General features: G+C 57.4%; 19 protein-coding genes and 3 pseudogenes. 13 read left to right on the top strand and 9 right to left on the bottom strand.

What is annotated here, in order from left to right; genetic code table 11:
* On the bottom strand, positions 1–128 hold a 128-nt coding region (locus ACT6QH_RS04555), incomplete at its 3' end, for a transposase (RefSeq protein ID WP_444973630.1).
* Between the two features lie 60 nt (positions 129–188).
* Here ACT6QH_RS04555 and ACT6QH_RS04550 point away from each other — a divergent pair.
* A pseudogene (locus ACT6QH_RS04550) lies at positions 189–611 on the top strand (transposase); the annotation flags it as partial.
* 142 nt (positions 612–753) lie between these two features.
* Here the strand turns inward: ACT6QH_RS04550 and ACT6QH_RS04545 are convergent.
* Complete coding sequence (locus ACT6QH_RS04545) at positions 754–1866, bottom strand: polysaccharide pyruvyl transferase family protein (protein WP_444973624.1); 1113 nt, start codon at positions 1864–1866, stop codon at positions 754–756.
* Positions 1867–2223: 357 nt separating this feature from the next.
* On the opposite strand from ACT6QH_RS04545, the pseudogene ACT6QH_RS04540 reads away from it, so the two are divergent.
* Both ACT6QH_RS04540 and ACT6QH_RS04535 read left to right on the top strand, forming a co-directional pair.
* A pseudogene (locus ACT6QH_RS04540) lies at positions 2224–2482 on the top strand (IS3 family transposase); the annotation flags it as partial.
* A gap of 457 nt (positions 2483–2939) precedes the next feature.
* Positions 2940–3362, top strand: a complete 423-nt coding sequence (locus tag ACT6QH_RS04535; RefSeq protein ID WP_444973623.1) for a hypothetical protein — start codon at positions 2940–2942, stop codon at positions 3360–3362.
* 128 nt (positions 3363–3490) lie between these two features.
* Here ACT6QH_RS04535 and ACT6QH_RS04530 read toward each other — a convergent pair.
* From ACT6QH_RS04530 to ACT6QH_RS04515, 4 genes and pseudogenes are all read right to left on the bottom strand, one after another.
* Positions 3491–4254, bottom strand: a pseudogene (locus tag ACT6QH_RS04530) (IS5 family transposase).
* A gap of 373 nt (positions 4255–4627) precedes the next feature.
* Positions 4628–4798 (bottom strand): hypothetical protein, encoded by a 171-nt coding sequence (locus tag ACT6QH_RS04525; RefSeq protein ID WP_444973622.1) that lies wholly within the window; start codon positions 4796–4798, stop codon positions 4628–4630.
* Positions 4799–4986: 188 nt separating this feature from the next.
* Positions 4987–5340 carry a hypothetical protein gene (locus ACT6QH_RS04520; RefSeq protein ID WP_444973621.1) on the bottom strand — a complete coding sequence of 118 codons (354 nt, stop codon included), beginning with the start codon at positions 5338–5340 and terminating at the stop codon, positions 4987–4989.
* 898 nt (positions 5341–6238) lie between these two features.
* The gene (locus ACT6QH_RS04515) at positions 6239–8005 is read right to left on the bottom strand and encodes an extracellular solute-binding protein (RefSeq protein ID WP_444973620.1); all 1767 of its coding nucleotides are present in this window, start codon (positions 8003–8005) and stop codon (positions 6239–6241) included.
* 317 nt (positions 8006–8322) lie between these two features.
* Between ACT6QH_RS04515 and ACT6QH_RS04510 the strand changes: the two genes are divergently transcribed.
* The gene (locus ACT6QH_RS04510) at positions 8323–9024 is read left to right on the top strand and encodes an invasion associated locus B family protein (protein WP_444973619.1); all 702 of its coding nucleotides are present in this window, start codon (positions 8323–8325) and stop codon (positions 9022–9024) included.
* Positions 9025–9171: 147 nt separating this feature from the next.
* On the opposite strand, the gene hspQ is transcribed toward ACT6QH_RS04510, so the two are convergent.
* From hspQ to ACT6QH_RS04495, 3 genes are all read right to left on the bottom strand, one after another.
* Positions 9172–9540 carry a heat shock protein HspQ gene (hspQ, locus tag ACT6QH_RS04505; protein ID WP_444973618.1) on the bottom strand — a complete coding sequence of 123 codons (369 nt, stop codon included), beginning with the start codon at positions 9538–9540 and terminating at the stop codon, positions 9172–9174.
* Between the two features lie 441 nt (positions 9541–9981).
* A complete protein-coding gene (locus ACT6QH_RS04500) occupies positions 9982–11022 on the bottom strand; it encodes an HpcH/HpaI aldolase/citrate lyase family protein (protein WP_444973617.1) in 1041 nt (346 codons plus the stop codon).
* A gap of 208 nt (positions 11023–11230) precedes the next feature.
* The gene (locus ACT6QH_RS04495) at positions 11231–12436 is read right to left on the bottom strand and encodes a UbiH/UbiF family hydroxylase (protein WP_444973616.1); all 1206 of its coding nucleotides are present in this window, start codon (positions 12434–12436) and stop codon (positions 11231–11233) included.
* 234 nt (positions 12437–12670) lie between these two features.
* On the opposite strand from ACT6QH_RS04495, the gene ACT6QH_RS04490 reads away from it, so the two are divergent.
* From ACT6QH_RS04490 to era, 9 genes are all read left to right on the top strand, one after another.
* On the top strand, positions 12671–13429 hold the full coding sequence (locus ACT6QH_RS04490; protein ID WP_444973615.1) for a TerC family protein: 759 nt from the start codon (positions 12671–12673) through the stop codon (positions 13427–13429).
* A 137-nt stretch (positions 13430–13566) separates the two neighbouring features.
* Positions 13567–14541, top strand: a complete 975-nt coding sequence (locus tag ACT6QH_RS04485) for a quinone oxidoreductase family protein (RefSeq protein WP_444973614.1) — start codon at positions 13567–13569, stop codon at positions 14539–14541.
* Between the two features lie 145 nt (positions 14542–14686).
* Positions 14687–16939 (top strand): RelA/SpoT family protein, encoded by a 2253-nt coding sequence (locus ACT6QH_RS04480; RefSeq protein ID WP_444973613.1) that lies wholly within the window; start codon positions 14687–14689, stop codon positions 16937–16939.
* Between the two features lie 40 nt (positions 16940–16979).
* Positions 16980–17753 (top strand): pyridoxine 5'-phosphate synthase, encoded by a 774-nt coding sequence (locus ACT6QH_RS04475; protein WP_444973612.1) that lies wholly within the window; start codon positions 16980–16982, stop codon positions 17751–17753.
* 4 nt (positions 17754–17757) lie between these two features.
* Positions 17758–18159 (top strand): holo-ACP synthase, encoded by a 402-nt coding sequence (gene acpS, locus ACT6QH_RS04470; RefSeq protein ID WP_444973611.1) that lies wholly within the window; start codon positions 17758–17760, stop codon positions 18157–18159.
* Positions 18160–18186: 27 nt separating this feature from the next.
* Positions 18187–18570 (top strand): DUF1622 domain-containing protein, encoded by a 384-nt coding sequence (locus ACT6QH_RS04465; protein WP_444973610.1) that lies wholly within the window; start codon positions 18187–18189, stop codon positions 18568–18570.
* 156 nt (positions 18571–18726) lie between these two features.
* Entirely contained in the window at positions 18727–19482 is a 756-nt protein-coding gene (gene lepB / locus ACT6QH_RS04460; protein ID WP_444973609.1) for a signal peptidase I, read from the top strand.
* Positions 19452–20189: a ribonuclease III gene (gene rnc / locus ACT6QH_RS04455; protein ID WP_444973608.1), complete on the top strand. Its 738-nt coding sequence runs from the start codon at positions 19452–19454 to the stop codon at positions 20187–20189. Before lepB ends, rnc begins: the two co-directional genes overlap by 31 nt.
* Positions 20186–21340 (top strand): GTPase Era, encoded by a 1155-nt coding sequence (era, locus tag ACT6QH_RS04450; RefSeq protein WP_444973607.1) that lies wholly within the window; start codon positions 20186–20188, stop codon positions 21338–21340. The genes rnc and era overlap by 4 nt, the downstream gene beginning before the upstream one ends.
* Positions 21341–21373: the final 33 nt, after the last annotated feature.

Here is a 21373-nt window from a genome sequence, read left to right as displayed (position 1 = left end):
ACCCAGCGGCGCAGAACGCTTTCTCCAACGTCCAGATCACGACTGGCCTGGGCAACACCAACGCCACGTTCCGTGAGCAGCTTCACCGCCTCGGTTTTGAACTCACGGCTATAGGTCCGTCTTGTCATTTTCTGCTCTCCGGTTCCAGGACACGATCTTATCGAGGTGTCCACCAAACCGGCAGCAGCTCAGACCGCAAGGTGCTGGCCTGGCGCATCTCGAACACGCTCAAAGCCGACTTCTGCGTCGCGGCGCTGAACGAGGAGGTCCACCGCTTCGGCCCGCCCGAGATCATGAATACCGATCAGGGGTCGCAGTTCACGTCCTTCGCCTGGACCGACCGGATGAAACGGATCGGCACCCGGATCTCTATGGACGGCAAGGGCCGGTGTCTCGACAACATCTTCATCGAACAGCTCTGGCGGTCCCTGAAGTATGAGTGCGTCTACCTCCACGCTTGGGAAACCGGTTCGCAGGCCAAGGCCGGCGTTGGCCGATGGATCACCTTCTACAACCACCAGCGGCCCCACGCCACCCATGGCGGACAGCCGCCCGCCGTGGTCTACTTCAACCAGATCGAAACCGACCAGCAGGGGCAGAGAGTAGCTTAAATTATCCCGGAAACTGTCCAAGGATCGGGGAGTAGCTCAGTCAGTGAGTTCGTAGCGGCGGCGCGTCATTCAAGGCTCCCTCGTTTCCAAGCCTTGAATCACCCCCGCTGAAAATCGCCAAGAAAATTTATGAGTTTACGCCTTAAGACAAATATAATCCATCTTTATTCAATATTCCATAAATGGAATCTATGTTTCTCTGGCGTGCAGAGTCAAATTTATTGGCGTCAAATATTACATTGCTTAGAATTTCATTCAATGAATGATGTTTACTGATGCAATCAACAGGCAAATAAGGATAGCCCATCGTTTCCGCTAGCTCCTTTGTGCGGCTATCAAAGGCCACACACACTCCCAACTTTCCAGACTGAATTGCAGCGATTGCACCATGTATACGCATTCCAATTACCAAATCGTAGCGGCGCATACTATCTATCCATGTCCGTGCATCAGAATAGAAAACCGCATGCTCCATAAAATATTCATCAAATTTATCTTGATTTAGGTCAGGGCGCATAACGCTCCTAACCCAGTTAAAATATGACATGATATCTGGAATTACATTCTGATCATAGATCACACGCAATAAGCGAGGATCTGTCTGGAGAATCAGCTGATGTCTAAATGCCCCAATTTTCTGGGCTAAAATACGTTCTGCTTGACGCGTAGAACTTTCAAGGGTGCCTAACACATAACCAACAGTTGGGCTGCCCATTTCCTTGGCCGCATCTAACTGGGACTGAATTTGAGCACCTGTTAGCCGGGGATTGATCGTCTGCGAAGGGCAGCCTGTAACAATCGTATTGAATACCCCAAAATGCTCTAATACTTGTTGAGTGAAAGGACCCCTTAGGCCAATCAAGCTTGTTTTCTCAGATAAAATCTTAATATATCTAATGGTTCCGGGTTTGAGATCCAAACGCGGATCGCCGCCTATCTCAGCTTGAGCGCCCAATCCAATGCAAGTTACAGGCAAATCACAGCGATCAAGCAAATCAGCAAGCCAACTCATATCCCATGCTGCATTAACTTGGTTCGCGGCTGGAATAAGGATATGTTGCGCTTCATTTTTAATGCGATCGGCTGAAACATTGGTATCGAATGCCAGCTTAGGGTTTGCAATTAGATTCCAGAGAGCAAATTGGAATAGTGAATTTCCGGTATTCATCCCAATTCGAGCCAAAGCTCCATCGAATCCATATGCAGCAAATGAAGTGCCGCCATTGGTCCCTAAAACGGCAATTGTTGGAGCCATGACGTTATCTCCCGCTGAATTTATCAGCAGCCTTGTTATGAAGCCACTATCAAACTGTCAATATAGAATGGATTAAATCAGATATACCCACACCAAATCTGAATAAGGAGGTCACAATAGCGATATATAATAAAAATATTATTAAACTTTAAAATTTTATGTTATTTAATATAAAAAATTTACCAATAAAATATTTCTGCCTATTTAATTAAGTAAAATGATTTTTTGTATTATTTTTTATTCATTTAAAAATAAGTTTTCAAATATATATTAAGGTGATCTGGAGAATCTGCATACTGAGATAATTGGTTTTTCTGCCTGATGGCAGCCAAGAAGGCTGCGAGACAGGAGCAGAGAATGAGCAGACGACCTCGGCGCAACCACAGCCCGACATTCAAGGCGGAGCTGGCGCATGCAGTTGCTCGAAGGGGCGGCGCGTGTTCGGGTCGGAGAAGGCTTCGGACGAACCGGCCGTCGACGTGAAGACACTTCACGCCAAGATCGGTGAGTTGACGCTGGCGAATGATTTTTTGGAAGGCGTGCTCGGCAAGGCAGGTCTGTTGCCGAGCGCAAAGGGATGATCGACCGCTCGCATACTTTGCCCGTGAAGCGGCAGCAGCTCAGTGGGCGTACGCCCATCAAACCTACTTTGACAATCTGCCGCAGGCCGTGGCAGCGTGAATTGGCCGGGATTTGCGGGGCTCAGCTTGAACAACCAAACCGCAGACGATCCACTTATCAAACGTCAAAGGCTGTTCAGACAAACCGGGCCACTTCTCTTATCCTTCGCCAAGGTCGTGTTCGCGGTATAAAATTCAACCCAAGGTCGATTTGCCGGACAGACCTCCATAACTTGGCGCAGTCGATAACGACACAGCGTTATGGAGGTCGGGGTGACAGTCTTTTTCTGTAACATTGCGTGGATGGAGCATTACGCAGGCCGCTCAGACCGGGACCCGCCACTCGGAGGCGGTAGTTTCCCGGTTACAGAGGGGTATTGTGGGGAAGAGTGCAACTTCGTGCCGTGCGAGGACGGCTTCGTCTACGGGCACTTCGAGACCATACAGGGAGATATGGATCGTAATGTCCTGATCCAACGGATTGGTGCTGGTCGTCACGATGACTTTGTGGATGGTATTGACGTCATATGGACCGCACCGACGCTAGGTCATGACCCGAGAACAGTTGTGGGCTGGTATAGAAATGCGCGAGTCTATCGCAAGAGGCAGAAATTCTCTACACTCCCTCGTCCCGTATCCGAACCGCACCGTATTGGTCGGATGGATTCATATATGGTCCGTGCACGCAACGAGAATGTGTTCCTTCTGCCCGTCAAACAGCGGACACTGAATTTGGGACGCGGCCGTTCCGGGTGGAGCGGTCAGACCAGCTGGTGGTATGCAGAGGTGACGCCTAACCCTGAGGCCGCCGAGTTTGTTGAGATCGTGAAGGCCATGATGGATTCCGGTAAGGTACAACCCATCACCAGCTCCTGATAAGTCTCCTTTCGATTCCTCTTCAAGCGAGTATGGGGAGTAGCTCCCCGGAAATCGGACAGTGACGGAAGCTACGATTTGACGTCTGCTGGTCTCCATGAACGAGGAGATCGGACTAGGCGGTAGACTCATAAGCTCTGACACCAGATCCTGGCGGAGATGAGCTTGACGGCAGCGAGAAAGTTCTCCGGTCGCTTGTCGCATCGGGTTGCGATGCCTCTGAAGTGTTTGATCCTATTGAAGAACCGTTCGACGAGATTGCGCTGCCGATAGACCCGCCGGGAGAAAGCGAAGCTGCCCTTGCGATTGACCTTCGGCGGGATGTTGGCCCAGGCTTTCCGTTCGGCCGCCTTGGCGCGGATGGCATCGCTATCGTAGCCCTTGTCGGCCAGCAGGATGTCGCCTTCGCCGATGTTCTCGATCAGCGCTTCGGCCTGGGTGCAGTCAGCGACCTGACCGGCCGTCAGGCGGAGAGTGACGGGACGGCCTTCGGCGTCGACGAGCGCGTGGATCTTGCTCGTGAGCCCGTCGCGGGAACGTCCCATGCCGCCATCACCTGCGGCCCCTTTTTTCCCGTGGCCGCGTGCTGGTGGACACGGACACAGGTCGAGTCGATCATGACGATGTCTCCGTCATAAGCCTTTGATACAGCCTCGAGGAGACGATCCCAGACGCCGGCCTTTCGCCACCTGACGAAGCGGTTGTAGCTGGTGGTCGACGGACCGTAGCGTTCGGGGATCTCTGCCCAGGGCGAGCCCGTCCGGAAGCGCCAGAGGATCCCGTTCAGCACACGGCGATCGTCGACCCGGGGAACACCGCGCGGCTTGTTTCGCAAAAAGGGTTCAATGATCGACCACTCTTGGTCAGTGAGTTCGTAGCGGCGGTGCGTCATTCAAGGCTCTCTCGTTTCCAAGCCTTGAAATACCCCCGCTGAAAATCGCCAAGAAAATTTATGAGTTTATGCCCTAGGAAAATCAGCCTCCGGCAAACCCCGCGCGGTTCAGTGCGGCGCACCCCACCTCTTGCCCGTGAAGGGGCGGGAGAGGGCGAGTGGGGATGACTTTGTGAGGATTGCCGCTGAAGCCGGTGTTGTATGAGCCCTGAAAAATTACATGCCGAATGAATGCGCCAGAATGCACAATGGGTGAAATCATCCGCTTATTAAGGGGGCCGCAGGGGCTTCAGAAAAGTAGATCTTCGAAGTGATGCGCTGGAAAATCGAGGCCGCGTCAACACTCCGGCTCAGTCACGTGCCGGTTTGGAAATCAGCGTTCTGGAACACTGCGGGCTTCAACAACTGCCATGGCAATATTGAGGGTGCCAAGGCCAAATGCCATCGCACACCATAAATACATTCCGCGTTCAAGGCCCCAGCCTGCAAGGGCCAGAATGAAAAACGCGCAAATGGACAAGCTGATGACGTGCAGCCATTTCATGCCTGCCCCCTTTGATATGTAACCAAGGGGAAGTTTATGCTGTCATTTCGGTTTTCTCAAGCAAATGCGCGGCATTAACTTAATGAAATATTGAGAAGATAAGGCATTCGCCAAACATAAAAAGCCCGCCCCAAACGGGGCGGGCTCAACACTGGGGGACGCCGCTTTTATGAGCTGACGTCAAAATCTCACTTCTTTTCGGAATCGGCGCCGATAATGCCCTTCACAGTGCCGGTCACGCCGCCAACGGCGCCACCCACAACCGCGCCCACCGGGCCAGCCGCTTCATTGCCCTTCTTGGCACCTTCGGTCGCGCCATCGGTTGCGCCGGTCACGCCACCAACCACGCCGCCAGCAACGCCACCCACAGCGCCACCCACGGTGCCGCCCACGGCCTTGCCTACAGCGCCTGCGGGCTCACCAGCAGCTGCACCGCTGTTGGCACCCTGTTCGGCACCCTTGACGATGCCCTGCGCGGAAACGGCCACCGGGGCCATTGCGAGAGCGAGAAGCGCGGCACCTGCCATCATGGTCTTTTTCATGGCCGATCCTTTCCTCTTTCAAAACCCCTCATGCCCGCCCATCCAGGAGGCAATGGGGAGATTCAGCGCTATCCTTGCAGCGCCTCCGTACACATAGTGATACAGGGGCGGACTTGCTACCTCATATTATGAACTACACCCCAAAAGTGTAACTCATGCGCCATGAAAGAAGAGGCAAAAGCAAGTGCATTCAGGATGTTTCCTCTCTCACCCGGAGTTTGCTTCACAAATGACCTTGCGATTGTGATGGCTGCTTTGCTGGACGAGGAGAAATCGAGCCGGTTTCGATAGGAGCAGTTTCGACAAATGATGTGGTTCGGTTTGCCACAGCTTGGCGATCTTGAGGAGAAATGGAGGCAACAAGTTGTTCCGGGCCACTATATAGCGCCCCTATGGAGATTCCGGCTTTCTGCATATGCAGGCCAAGGAGAGCGCCTCCTCCGAGAACCATAACGGTGGCCGAGGTTGCCAGCGTCCGCCAGAAGGCGTTCCTGTCGAATGTTGTGACTTTCTGCTCCCTGCGCTCAGGGCGGGGCCCCATGCCAAAGCGTGGGCGAATGGCCTGCACCATGGGCGCTGCGTTGGAAAACCCTTCGGGAGCCCGTGAAATGCGCGCGCTTCCCCCAGCTGCATTGGCGGGATTGGTGGAGCGGAGGGGGGCCATGGCTCTTGCCTTCTACCTGAACGAACCGAAGCCAAACTATGTTCAGGCGGCGGTTGATGTTTGGTGAAGTCGATATCTCTCTTCGTGCAGCGAGAAGGGGCATATCAGGTTGAGAAACCAGGTAAGCTACTGAATCATATTGTTTCTCCACCTGTTTTTACAGGCGGCGGGATCAGCGGAAATCGACCGAATGGTTAGCCATCTGTAAAAGAGCAGTGGATGGCTGACACGGGCCTACTCGCCGGGCACGCGCCACCATGTCTCGCTCATCGTGCCATAGAGTGAGGGATGCTTCGGATGGGCAATCCGCTTCCAGCGGGCCAACCACTGTCCGGGCGTGTGGAACAAGGGGATGGCGTAAGCGCCAGAAATCAACGCCCGGTCCAGTGCCCGGGCTGCGGCGACGAAATGGCCCTCATCTTTTGCCTGAACAAGCGCCTTGATGGCTGCATCTGCCGCTGCGCTGCGCATGCCCATATAGTTGCGCGTTCCCGGCTGATCTGCGGCATCTGAACTGAAATAGAATGCCTGCTCATTGCCGGGAGAGAGAGATTGTTGCCAGGTGTTTGGCGCCATATCAAAATCGAAACTCTTCCGGCGCGCATTGAACTGCACACTATCAACATACCGCACCCGCGCTGAAATGCCGGCGCGGCTAAGCTGATTGGCATAGGCCAGTGCGAGGCGTTCTTGTTCTCGGGTCGCGACCATGATTTCAAAGACGAAGGGGTGGCCGCTTGTCGCATGGACCAGATGTTGGTCGCGCAATACCCAGCCGGCAGTTTCCAGCAATTGCAAGGCGGCCAGAAGCCGGGTGCGGTCACGACCTGAGCCATCGGAAATCGGCGGGTGGTATGTGCCTTCCAGAACATTGGGCACAATTTCCGCCTCAAAAGGCGCGAGCAGCTCCCGTTCCAGGGCATTGGCCGGTTGGTTTAGGGCAGACAGGTGGGAGCCCTGAAAGAAGCTGCCGGTGCGTGCATAGAGACCATAATAAAAATTACGGTTCAGCCATTCAAAATCGAACAGTTCGATAAGGGCCTGTCGCACGCGCATATCTGCGAAGAGCGGGCGTCTCGTATTGAAGACAAGAGCCGAATAGGGGCGGGGCGTGCCGATTGGAATGGTTTCCTGTACCACAGCACCGGCGCGTATGGCCGGAAAAACATAGCCCGTTTGCCAGCGTGTCGGATCTGTCTCAAAACGGGCATCAATGACGCCTTTCTTGAACGCCTCAAATTCGCTGTTGGCGTCGCGGAAATAGATGAAGTGCAGGGTATCGAAATTGTGCATCCCGCGGTTCACCGGGAGGTCACGTCCCCAATATTCTGGGTCGCGTTTCAGTGTGATGGATGCCCCCGCATCAATCTGATGAATGCGATAAGGGCCAGAGCCCAGAAGAGGAGTAAGTCCGCCTTCTTCAAACTCTTCTGGTGCCAGCCGGGAGGACAAAATGGGCATCAGACCCATAATCAACGCCAATTCAGGGTCTGGGCCGGAAAAGGTAAAGCGCACCGTGTGTGGGTCCGGCGCTTCAGCCGCGGCGACTTTCCCATAATAGAGGCGGTAGTTCGGGCGGCCCTTGGCCTTTAGAAGTTCAAAGGAAAACAACACATCTGCGCTGGTCAGCGCCGAGCCGTCAGAAAAGCGCGCCTTTGGGTGAAGGCTGAATTCCACGAAGCTGCGTGCACGATCTGTCGTGATGTTTCGTGCAATGAGGGGATACAGCGTGAAGGGCTCATCATAGGCCCGCACCATCAGGCTTTCATACACTTTGTTACGCAGGAAGCCGGGAGCTGCCCCCTTGATGATGAACGGGTTGAGGCTATCGAACGTGCCAAGTTCGGATGTGGTGAGCCGACCTCCCTTTGGCGCTTCAGGGTTGGCATAGGCAAAAGCCCTGAATTGCGATGGCATGGCAGGCTGGCCATACATGGCGATGGCGGGGGCCGTAATTCGTTCACCATACGCTTGAGCGACACCGGGGAGGGAAGCAATCATCGTTACGGCAAAAAAAGCCAGCGATTTGAGAGGTCGCATAAGGGCTGGTGCGTGGTGCGACATATCTCTCCTCCCGGCTTGTGGTATCCTGCGGATGCTCCGCCATAGACTTGTGATCTTATTCAAGCGAATCGTGTCTTTGTCGTGTATTGGCCTCATTCATCGGCCAGTTAGACCTTCAAGCGTAAGGCAGGGGTGATGGCATTGGCTTTTGCCGGCTTGTTGCCTTAATTGCCTCTGAAAGCCGAATTGAAAAAGGGCTGATGCTTCGCGCGCCAGGACATATGAGGACGACGAAGCGCACCACAGGAAAGGCCATGATGAACAAGACCCATTCCAACGCGAAGCTCAAGCTGGGGCTCGTCGCCACGCTTTTTACTGCAATGCTCGCGGGGCCGGCCTTTGCCCAGGCGCAGCCTGCTGCTGGTGACAAGGATAAGCAGGCCGAAGAGAAGGTGAACTTCTCCGCCTCGCCTTGGCAGAAGATTTGCCAGGAAAACCCGCAGAACAAGAAAAAGGTCTGCGTTATCAGCCAGATTCTCGGTGTCGAGAGCCAGGCCATCGCCAAGGTTGATATTGTTGAAATGGAAGGCGAGCCGAAAAAGCGCCTGAACGTTTCCGTGCCGCTGGGCATGCGGTTGCAGCCGGGCATGCGCATCACGCTCGACAAGGACCCGGTGGCCATTCCCTTTATCATCTGCCAGCCGATTCAGGGTGGCGGCGCGACCTGCGTTGGTGATGTGGAAGTGGACGCCAGCTTCATTGCCAAGCTGAAGAAGGCCAATGCGGTTTATCTGCAAATGGTGAATGGTCCGGGCCGCACGCTTTCTCTGCCCATCTCCAATGGTGATTTCAGCAAGGCCTATGATGGGCCGGGCGTGGACGCCAAGGTGGCCATGGAGCAGGAAAAGAAGCGCATGGAAGAAGCCATGGCTCAGCAGCAGAAGCTGGAAGAGCAGAACAAGGCTGCCCTGCTGAAGAAGGGTCAGGAGCTGGAAAAAGCAAATTCTGGCAAGTGATGAATTTGAACAGGTTGGCTCCTTCGGGACCAGCCTGTTTCATTGATGGAAAAGGGCGCGTCCCAGTGGGGGCGCGCCCTTTTATTGTGTCTGCCTGCCCTGAGACCCGGCAGAGTTACCTGCTTTCGCGCCGGGAGTGCCGATCCGTCAGTTCAACTGGCCGGGCGGCAAGCGCCAGCCTCCAGCCCCATCGGCAAGCAGAACTTCTGTCACCTTGGGGTGGCGCACAGCTTCCCCGGTGCTGTCCAGCTCCAGATTCTGTTCAGAGACATAGGCCACATATTCATGGTCCTCATTCTCTGCAAACAGATGATAGAAGGGCTGATCCTTGCGAGGACGGATATGTTCAGGAATGGATTGCCACCATTCTTCCGTGTTGCCGAACACCGGGTCCACATCAAACACCACGCCGCGGAAGGGAAAGTGCTTGTGCCGCACCACCTCTCCAATGCGGAACATGGCTTGCCGTATGATGGGCGCCTCGAAGTCTGCCGCTACACCGGGGGGAGGGGCCATGCCACCTGGCGCCTCATCAGAACTCGCGGCGGAATGGGAGCTGAATTTGTCGCTCATGGTCCGCTTTCTGTCATCCATCGCGCAGAGCCCGAGGAGCTTGCATGTGGAAATTGTGCATGGTGCAAAGCTAAATCATTTTTCGCCGGCGACAAAACGGGAAAATGAAACCGAATGGCCTTGTGTGGGAAACTCCCGTGAGGCTCGAGGCAATAGAAGCCATGGGGCAGGCTGGCGCCTCACAATGCAGCTATGTGCATTTGGCTTATAAGCCAAAGAGTTATGTGGCGCCGCAGTAAGCTGGTCTGCAACAACACTTGAGTATTTTATGTGCGGGATGAGATGTGCCTGTTCAGCTATCGGTAGTAGAAATAAAAAACCTCCCGGTGATCGGCCGGGAGGTTTCCTGAAATGGGCGGGGCCCGTTCAATTCAGCTGCTGACCTCAGAGGCCATACAGTTTCGCCATTTCCGGGTCTTTCGCCGCAACGATACGGGCGAGATCCACCATCACCTTGGCCTGTTTCCAGGTGGCGTCATCCTGCATTTTGCCATCAATCATCACGGCACCGGCGCCATCAGGCATGGCTTCCAGAATCTTGCGTGCAAAAGCCACTTCTTCAGGATCGGGAGAGAAGACGCGCTTGGCAATGTCGATCTGGGTGGGGTGGAGGGACCATGCACCGACGCAGCCCTGAAGGAAGGCATTGCGGAACTGGCTTTCGCAGGCGGCAAGGTCCGCAAAGTCACCGAAGGGGCCATAGAAGGGCTTGATGCCATTGGCCGCGCAGGCATCAACCATACGCGCGATGGTGTAGTGCCACAGATCCTGCTGGTAACCGATACGCGGTGCATCACCGTCGGGGTCTGCCAGCACCTTGTATTCCGGGTGGCCACCGCCGACGCGGGTGGTCTTCATGGCGCGCGAGGCGGCAAGGTCTGCCGGGCCCAGGCTCATGCCGTGCATGCGCGGGGAGGCGGCGGCGATCTCTTCCACATTCTTCACACCTTCCGCCGTTTCGAGAATGGCGTGGATGAGAATGGGCTTCTGAATGCCGTTACGCGCTTCAAGCTGGGCGAGAAGTTGATCCAGATAATGAATATCCCACGCGCCCTCGACCTTGGGCAGCATGATGACATCCAGCTTGTTGCCGATGGCGTTGACGATCTCGGTGATATCGTCAAGCACCCAGGGGCTGTTCAGGCAGTTGATGCGGGTCCAAAGGCCTGTGGAGCCGAAATCGGTCGCCTGCGCCATTTCGATGAAACCCTTGCGGGCCGCTTCCTTGGCGTCAGAAGGAATCGCGTCTTCAAGATTGCCGAGAACCACATCCACCTGCTTGGCGATGGAAGGCACCTTGGCGCGCATCTTTTCCAGATGCGGGGGCACAAAGTGAATCATGCGCTCCAGCTGCACCGGCAATTCGCGGTAAGGTTCCGGTGCTCCAATGGCGAGCGGCTTGAAGAACTGACGCGGAAGCTTCATCGTTAAACCCTCTTTCCGGGTGCGGGAAGGAAACCAGGCCGCAACGCCGGTGAAACTGGTGGCAATGCAGCATAGCTTTTCGTGCGACGCAACGCTTGCATCAAGGGCTTGGTACAAATGGTGCCTGCCAGAAGTTAGCCTTTTTCACTGCGGGCCCCACGGTACACAGAAAAGACCATAGCCTCAGCCCTTGAACTGGCGCAGCTTTTCAGGCCGCGTGATCGGCTGGCGTATTACCTGCTTTTCCTCCCACACCGGCCCGCATCAGGGCCCGGCGCAGCGGCCCGACACGATCCAGAAGATACATGCCGAATCCACGGGCCCCATGTACGGGCACCAGGCCAGTCAGCAGTGATCGGTTGAGCAAGTCGACCGCGCGCATGAGATTGTCGATATCGCTGCGCCGTGCCTTTTCATAGCGAGCCAGCAGCTCCGGTGCGCCTACATCCTGTCCATTGGCTGCGGCTCGCGCCACCAGATCAACCAGAGCTGCCGCATCGCGCAGGCCGAGATTGAGCCCCTGCGCGCCGATGGGGGGCATGATATGCGCGGCCTCCCCCAGCAGGGCGATGCGTGGGGCGACAAGAGAAACAGCCGTTTCGGCCGCAAGGGGAAAGCTGCCGCGCCCTTTGATGACCTTGAACTGCCCCAGAATGGAAGAGGCCCGGCGCTCCATTTCACGGGCCAGCGCCTCTTCATCCAGAGACATCAGATATTTGGCATCTTTCTCATCCACCACACAGACAATGCTGGAGCGATAGCCGCCGGGTAGCGGCACCAGTGTGAAGGGGCCTGTGGGGGTATGAAATTCGGTGGAAATATCCTCATGAGGGCGCGTATGGCTCACCGAGGTGGTGAAGGCGACCTGCGGATAGGCATGGCTGCGCAGGGAAATGCCGGCGGATTGCCGTACGAAGGAAGAGCGTCCGTCCGCCGCCGCCACCAGACGCGCCCGCACCGGCGCGCCTTCCGCAAGGCTCAGCGTCACCACATCCTCGCCAATCTCAAGCCCGGTGACAGAGGTGCGCAGCAATGTGAGATTGGGCTTTTCCTGCGCAATCTCCAGCAGGCCGTTGCGCAGAACATCATTTTCCAGATTGTAACCAAAGGCATCCAGACCGATTTCAGCCGAGCGGAAGGTGACTTCCGGTGCGCGGAACAGGCGACGCGAAGCATCTGCAATGCGCATGTCGCGCAGAGGGGCGGCGTTTTTCTCCAGCTGATCCCATACGCCGAATGCTTCCAGAATGCGGACGGAGCCATCCAGAAGTGCGGTTGTCCGGTGATCCGCCACGCGCTCCGGCCCAGTGATGAGAGCGGTGGAAATGCCACGCGACAGCAGGCCGAGAGCCGTCGCCAGACCTGCCGGCCCTGCGCCGATAACGGCCACATCGTGCATTTTCTGAGCGGGCATCTTTTCCTCCATCATGCCGGACAGGCTGGAACCGGGGGCGAAGTCTAGCGCAAGCCGGCCTCGGGCGCGCGTGGTGTGTTGCCCCAGCCCTCCACCTTCCTACCGGGCTGCCTAACCTATTGCCGCGTATCAATCCATCCTCTCGCATTGAGGGCCCGACCTCTTGCCATGCTCCCCATGGAGCAGGAGAAAGGGCAGCATGATGCAATCCGCCGGGCCGGCAGGGAGTGGCATATGCTGGAAATAATGACCTCGCCAGAAGCATGGGCGGCGCTGGTGACGCTCACCGTCATGGAAATCGTGCTGGGTATTGATAATGTGGTGTTCATCTCGCTGGTGGTGCAGCGTTTGCCCAAGCATCAGGCGCTGCGCGCGCGACAAATAGGGCTTTCCTTAGCCCTCGTGCTTCGCATCGGTTTGCTGGCTGCGCTGAGCTGGCTGATCGGGATGCATCAGACGCTGTTCTCTGCTTTCGGGCTCGATGTTTCGTGGCGCGATATCATTCTGGCTTGCGGCGGTCTCTTTCTCATCGCCAAGGCAACTCACGAAATGCATGTGACCATGGAGGAGGACGAGGCAGAAGAAGCCAGCCTTGCCAGCCACGCCCGGCGAGCCTTCGGACTGGTGGTTGGCCAAGTGGTGATCTTGGATCTGGTCTTTTCCATTGATTCCATCCTTACAGCCATCGGCATGGCGCAACATGTGGAAGTGATGATTGCCGCCGTCATCATCGCGGTAGGCATCATGTTTCTGGCCTCAGGGCCTCTCAGCGCCTTCATTGCCACGCACCCCACCACCAAAATGCTGGCTCTGGCCTTTTTGCTGCTCATAGGCGTTACGCTGGTGGCGGAAGCCTTCGGAGTCGTCATCCCCAAAGGCTACATTTATGCGGCTATGGCCTTTTCGGTGGGGGTGGAAATCCTGAATGTGAGAGCTGCGGGCAAGCGCCGGCAACGCGCCATATTCAAGCGGTCTGAAAGCCGCCCGCAATAGAGCCGTGCATGACTTGTCATGCTGCGCGCCCTATCATGATGTCGGGAGGTATCGTCATCCGCGCCAGTCCGCGCATATAGACGATGCACCTGCTTGAGAAACAGGGCGCGCAGCCCGAAAGGAAAAGGGCAGGGGTTATGGTTCATGCCATTCAAGTGCATACGCCGGGTGGGCCGGATGTGTTGCAGTGGGAAGAGGTGACGGTGCCGCCACCGGGCCCCGGTGAAGTGCAGGTGCGTCACACAGCCATTGGCGTCAATTTTATTGATGTGTATTTCCGCAACGGCCTTTACAAGGCTGGAACGTCGCCCTTTGTGCCGGGGAATGAGGGTGCGGGTATCGTCACGGCGGTGGGGCCGGGCGTGGAAGGCTTTCATGAGGGCGACAGGGTCGCCTATGGCGCGGCTCTGGGCTCTTACAGCGAGATACGCAACGCGCCTGCTGCCCAACTTGTACATCTGCCGGATGCGATTGATGACCGCACCGCCGCGGCCATGATGCTGAAGGGTCTCACTGCGCGCTATCTGGTGCGCCGCACACATCAGATCAAGCCGGGCGAAGTCATTCTGCTGCATGCTGCGGCCGGCGGTGTCGGGCAGATTCTCACCCAATGGGCCAAGCATCTGGGTGCGACCGTCATCGGTACGGTTGGCTCGCCGGAGAAAGCCGAAATGGCCCGCGCCAATGGGGCGGACCATGTCATTCTCTATCGTGAAGAGAATTTCGTGCAGCGCGTGAAAGAGATCACCTCCGGCAAGCTGTGCGATGTGGTGTATGACGGCATCGGCCAGGCGACCTATCCGGCCTCTCTGGACTGCCTTCGACCGCTGGGCCTGTTTGTGAGCTTCGGTAACGCCTCCGGGCCAATCCGTGATTTTGACCTTCTGACCCTGTCACAGAAGGGTTCCCTGTTCGCGACACGCCCGACCCTGAACACATTCGTTTCCAAGCGTGAAGAGCTTGTTGGCGGTGCCAATGAACTTTTCGAGGCCGTGCTGTCCGGTGCAGTGAAAATCCCCGTGCATCAGGTTTTCGCGCTCAAGGATGCTCGCCGGGCGCATGAGGAGCTGGAGGGCAGGGCGACTTCTGGTTCCACTCTTCTGATGCCATGAGAAGGGCCGGCCGCATGGTTTTGTCCACTGCAAGGGGCATTGCGGCCGGAGCATCTTGCACAAGCTGCTCTTACATATGATATTTCAGAAACATTGAAGGATGGGGCAAGCATGCCCCACCGTGCTGCGACGGATCGTTCCCGGCATGATGCGCCAATACGAACTCGTCGAGCGCGTTCGACGGTATAATCCCAACACCGACGAGGCGCTGCTCGACCGCGCCTATGTTTACGCCATGATGGCGCACGGTAATCAGGTCCGTGCGTCGGGCGACCCCTATTTTTCGCATCCGCTGGAAGTCGCGGCTATCCTCACGGATTTGCAGATGGATGACGCCACCATCGTGGCCGCGCTGCTGCATGACACAATTGAGGATACGGACGCGACGCAGGCCGAGATTGAGCGTCTGTTCGGTGCGCAGATCGCCACGCTGGTGGAGGGGCTGACCAAGATCAAGAAGCTTGATCTGGTCTCCAAACAGGCCAAGCAGGCGGAAAATCTGCGCAAGCTTCTTCTGGCCATCGCCGATGATGTGCGCGTGTTGCTGGTGAAGCTGGCGGACCGGCTGCACAATATGCGCACCCTGAAATGGGTGCCGCCGGAAAAGCGCAGCCGCATTGCTCAGGAAACACTGGATATCTACTCCCCGCTTGCCGCCCGTATGGGTATGCAGGACATGCGCGAGGAGCTGGAGGATCTCTCCTTCCGCCAGCTTTCACCGGATGCGTATGAATCCATCGTCGGGCGGGTGGCGGCGTTGCGCCAGTATAATGGCCCGCTGGTGGAGGATATTGAGCGCGAGCTTTCCGAGGAACTGACCTTGCGGGGCATCAAGGCTGAGGTGAAGGGGCGCGAGAAGCGGCCCTATTCCATCTGGCGCAAGATGGAACGCAAGGCCATCGGCTTTGAGCAGCTCTCGGATATTTACGGCTTCCGGCTCATCGTTGGCAGTGTGGATGAATGTTATCGCGCGCTGGGTGTGGTGCACACCAAGTGGCCCATCGTGCCGGGGCGCTTCAAGGACTATATCTCCACCCCGAAGCCGAACGATTATCGCTCCCTGCATACGACGGTGATCGGTCCTCGTCGGCAGCGCGTGGAACTTCAGATCCGCACCCGCGACATGGACGAGATCGCCGAATATGGTATCGCCGCCCATGCCCTTTACAAGGATGCCTCAGGCGCACCGGGAGAGATGCTCTCCAGCGAGAGCCGGGCCTATGCCTGGCTGCGCAAGACCATCGAAAATCTCTCCCAGGGCCTCTCGCCGGAGGAGTTTCTGGAACATACCAAGCTGGAGCTGTTTCAGGATCAGGTCTTCTGCTTCACGCCCAAGGGCCGGCTCATTTCCCTGCCGCGCAAGGCGACGCCTATTGATTTTGCCTATGCCGTGCATACCGATATCGGCAATACGGCTGTTGGCTGCAAGATCAACGGCTCCATCGCGCCATTGGTGTCGGAACTGAAGAATGGCGATGAAGTGGAGATCATCACCTCCAAGGCCCAGACGCCTCCGGGTGCGTGGGAGAGCATTGCTGTCACCGGCAAGGCGCGGGCGGCTGTGCGCCGGGCCACGCGGGCGGCTGTGCGTGCGCAATATGCCGGCCTTGGCCGGAAGATCACGGAACGCGCTTTCGCCAGGGCTGCCAAACCCTTCTCTGAAGAGGTGATGGCCCGCGCCACGCCGCGTCTGGCCCGTCCCACACCGGATGATGTGTTTGCGGCCATCGGGCGCGGCGAGATCAAGACGGATGACGTGATCCGCGCCGCTTATCCCGAATGGCTTCCGCCGCGGCCGGAAGACAGAACCGGCGGCCGTGCCCCCAAGGGGGAAGGCTGGTTCGAGCTCAAGCGTGGCCAGAACCTGAAATTCAAGGTTCCTGAAAGCTCCGCTGACAATGCAGGGGTTGAAGGGACGGAAGGTGAAAAACCAGATGTGAAGGTTGGGGCCATTCCCATCCGGGGCATCAACAGTGATTTGCCGGTCCGCTTTGCGCCTGATGGCGGTGCTGTGCCGGGAGACCGGATCGTGGGCATTCTCACACCAGGCGAGGGCATCACCATTTACCCCATCCAGTCGCATGCGTTGCAGAGTTTCGAGGATGCGCCGGAACGTTGGCTGGATGTACGGTGGGATCTGGATGAACTCTCCGATGTGCGATTCCCGGCCCGTATTGTCGTGACCGCCCGCAACGAGCCAGGCTCTCTGGCTCAGGTGGCGAGTGCTGTTGGCGGGCATGGTGGTAATATTGACGGGCTCATCATGCGCTCGCGCTCGGCTGATTTCACCGAGATGGAGATTGATCTGGAGGTGTTCGATCTGCGCCATCTCAACGCCATCATGACAGATCTGAAGGCGCGGGAAGTGGTCTCCAGTGTCGAACGGGTGAATGGCTGATACAGTCCGGCCCCTGAGTGGCCGGTTTCGGGAGAGAGCTATGGGTGGCGTCACGCCAGTCCGTCTGGGTGTCAATATTGACCATGTGGCCACGGTGCGAAATGCCCGCGGGGGGCAACTGCCCGATCCTGTGCGGGCAGCGCTTCTGGCGCAGGCTGCCGGAGCCGATGGTATTACCGCCCATTTGCGGGAGGACCGTCGCCATATTCGCGATGCGGATATGGCGCGGCTGAAAGCAGAAATCGGCATTCCGCTCAATTTTGAAATGGCGGCGACCGATGAGATGGTGTCCATCGCAATCCATACCCGTCCTCATGCCTGCTGTCTGGTGCCTGAAAAGCGCGAGGAACGCACGACGGAGGGAGGGCTGGATGTGGTAGGCCAGAAAGCGGATCTGTCGCCTCGAATTGCAGCCCTGAAGGCCGCCGATATTCGCGTGTCCCTCTTCATCGCCGCTGAAGCGGAGCAGATCGCAGCTGCCAGTGAACTGGGTGCGGCGGTGGTGGAACTGCACACCGGCGCATGGTGCGATGCGTTGGCTGAAGGACGCGATACAGAGGCTGAGGCTGAATTTGCCCGCCTTGCCGCAGGCGCACAACAGGCGGCAACACTAGGCCTTGAGGTTCATGGCGGCCATGGTCTGGATTATGCCACGGCTGAGCGCATGGCCGCACTGCCGCAGATAGCCGAACTGAATATCGGCCACTTCCTTATTGGTGAAGCAATTTTCCTGGGGCTTGAAGGCGCGATCGGTACGATGCGTAAGGCCATTATCCGGGGTGAGGCGCAGCGGCCGGATAGCCGGGCAGGGTGAGGGAATGATTATCGGCATTGGCTCGGATTTCAGCGATACACGGCGCATTGCGCGTTCCATTGAGCGCTATGGCGAACGCTTTCTGGAGCGGGTCTTCACCCCGGAGGAGCGTGCCAAGGCCGACGCACGTGCCCGTCGGGTAGAAACTTACACCAAGCGTTTCGCTGCAAAGGAAGCCTGCTCAAAGGCGCTGGGCACGGGCATAAGCCATGGTGTGTTCTGGCGAGACATGGGGGTGGTGAACCTGCCTTCCGGCGCGCCGACCCTGCATCTTACGGGAGGAGCGGCCGTGCGCCTTGCGCAGATGGTACCCGAAGGCTTCGAGCCTGTGATCCACCTGTCGCTGACAGATGAGGGGTCATTGTGCGCGGCTCATGTCATCATCTCAGCCATTCCCCGTTGCTGAGGGCCGCTACCTGGAAAGGGGGCTGTTGTGGAGTCATTGCTGAACGAGGCCCTGCATTGGGTCACTCGCGCCATCGAGGTGGCCGGCACAGTCGTGATTGTTGCAGGTATTCTGCGTGCCTTCATGGCCTATATGCGCGATGTGCGTGGCGGGCGCTCTGCGGAAGAGGCTTTCAAATCCTGCCGCTCCACTCTGGGCATGGGCATTCTTCTGGGATTGGAACTTCTGGTGGCGGCGGATATTATCAATACTGTCGCCATTGAGCCGACTTTGAACAGCCTTGCTGTTCTCGCTGGAATCGTGCTGATCCGAACTTTCCTCTCCTTCTCGCTGGAAGTGGAGATAGACGGGCGCTGGCCGTGGCAAAAGCCCCGCGGAGAAGAGGGAAAAAAGCTGGAAGAGCGCGTCTGAAGCTCTCTTTCCCACATCTTGACGGCTTGCGCGTTGCCGCCGGCCGGTTAAGTCTCTATTAGGGAGCACACGATGCCGAGGCTGGCCATATGGGCGGGCCTCAGTTTTGGCGCAGTTCAACACATGCTGTGCCATTCACATGATTCCGAGCCCTGAATGACCTCAACCAGTGATTCGAAGAAGAAGGATGGCGGTTTCCTTGAAACCGCTCAGGTGATCTTCCAGGCGCTGCTGATCGCTCTGGTGATCCGCACCTTCCTGTTTCAGCCTTTCAACATTCCTTCCGGTTCCATGAAGGATACGCTGTTGATCGGCGATTATCTCTTCGTCTCCAAATATAGCTATGGCTATTCCCGCTTCTCGTTCCCCTTCTCGCCAGATCTGTTCTCTGGCCGTGTTTTCGGTTCCCAGCCGACTCGGGGCGATGTTGTGGTGTTCAAGCTGCCGCGCGATCATGACGTGGATTACATCAAGCGCGTCATTGGTCTTCCGGGTGACAAGATCCAGATGATTGATGGCTGGCTGCACATCAATGGCCAGCCGGTGCAGCGCGAGCGTCTCTCCGATATCGAGCAGGATGACGGTACTGGCCGTCTGGTGCCTGTGAAGCGCTGGCGGGAAACCTTGCCCAATGGCGTTTCCTACACCATCCTCGATATGGTGGATAACGGCTTTTATGATAACACTCCGGTCTATGAAGTGCCGCTTGGCCATTACTTCATGATGGGTGATAACCGGGATAATTCGGCAGACAGCCGCGTGCTGAGCCAGGTTGGCTATGTGCCGTTTGAAAATCTCATTGGCAAGGCGCAGGTAATCTTCTTCTCCATCAAGGAGGGAGGCGCGGCTTGGCAGATTTGGAACTGGCCCTGGATGGTGAGATGGGATCGCTTGTTCACCACGGTAAACTGAAGGTGCGCGGGTCAGACCTCTCCGCGGTTGAAGCGCGCCTTGGCTATCGCTTTTCGGATCAGGCGCAGCTTGATCTTGCGCTATCGCATATCAGTGCGGTCAAGGGGGCATCTCCGCGCCTGCGCTCCTATCAGCGTCTGGAATTCCTGGGCGATCATGTGCTGGGGGCCGTGGTCTCCCACATGCTGTATGAGGCATTTCCCGGCGCGGAGGAGGGTGAACTTTCCCGTCGTCTGGCTGAGCTGGTGCGCGAGGAAGCCTGCGCTGAAGTAGCAGATGACATGGAGCTTGGCCCGCATATTCGCCTCGGGCCGGGTGAGGCGCAGGCCGGAACCAACAAGCGCCGGGCCATTCTGGCGGATGTGGCCGAATCCGTGGTTGCTGCTGTTTTTCTGGATGGCGGCTATGCGGCCGCGAATGATTTGGTCGAACGCTTCTGGCGCGCCCGGCTGGAGGCACCGCGTCGCCCCTTGCGGGATGCAAAGACGGTTCTTCAGGAATGGGCTCAGGCGCGAGGTTTGCCGCCGCCTGTCTATCGGGAAGTTTCGCGCAGCGGGCCAGACCATGCCCCGAATTTTGTGATGGCGGTTGACCTGCCCGGCCAGGTTTCTGCCGAGGCGCAGGGCTCTTCCAAACAGGCAGCCCAGAAAGCGGCTGCCGCAGCCTTTCTGCTGAGGGAAGGCGTGTGGAACGGAAACGAAGCATGAGCAAGAAGCGACAGGACGAAACCGCCGCGCCTGATTTGGCCGCGACGCCGGATGCCGGCGCTTCCCCGGCCACAATGCCTCAGGATGCAGACATTCCGGCAGAGGTGGAGGCTGGCGCAGACGAACAGCTTGATAATGAGTTCTTCGACGGCGAGCTGGAAGATGACCTCGACGCCATCTTTGACGATGAGCTGGACGAGGACGATATTGAGGGTGGCGAGACCACTGAAGGGACGACCGCCGCAGTTGAGGGGCCCACGCGTTGTGGCTTCGTCGCACTGTTGGGCGCCCCCAATGCTGGTAAGTCCACGCTGACGAATGCGCTGGTGGGTACCAAGGTTTCCATCGTCTCCCACAAGGTGCAGACGACCCGCGCCATCATGCGTGGCATTGTGATGGATGGGCCTTCACAGGTTATTCTTGTGGACACGCCCGGCATCTTCGCGCCACGTCGTCGGCTGGAACGGGCCATGGTGACAACCGCATGGACCCATGCGGCGGACGCTGACATTCTGGCGCTATTGGTGGATGCCAAGCGTGGGCTTGATCCGGATATCGAAGCCCTGCTGAGGCCCTTGGCTGATATTCGCCGGCCCCGCGCGCTCATTCTCACCAAGATTGACCTGATCCGACGCGATACGCTGCTGGCGCTCTCGGCGCAGTTGAATGAACGCCTGCCTTTTGACAAGGTCTTCATGATCTCTGCGCTCACGGGCGATGGCGTGGAGGATGTGCGCCGCTGGTTCTCGCAAAATGTGCAGGAAGGGCCGTGGCTGTACCCGGAAGATCAGGTTTCGGATGCCCCCATGCGCACTCTCGCGGCGGAAATCACCCGCGAGAAGATGTTTCTGCGTTTGCATGATGAGTTACCCTACCGTTCAACCGTGGAAACGGAGAGCTGGAAGGAGTTGCGCAATGGTGCTGTTCGCATTGAGCAGACCATTTATGTAGAGCGCGAAAGCCAGCGCAAGATTGTGCTTGGCAAGGGCGGGCAGGCCATCAAGGCCATCTCCTCCGAGGCCCGTGCCGAGCTCTCCGAAATTATTGAGGCTCCGGTCCATCTTTTCCTGTTTGTGAAAGTGCGCGAGAACTGGGCGAATGATCCGGCGCGTTATCGCGAGATGGGGCTGGAGTTCCCCCGCGGAGGCTGAGGGCTTGAGCCCTCGCCTAGATAGGGCCGGGTA

It is taken from the genome of Haloleucobacter albus, assembly GCF_052492075.1.
Note: the sequence above shows the minus strand (reverse complement) of the source record. Positions and strands in the feature narration are given on the sequence as shown.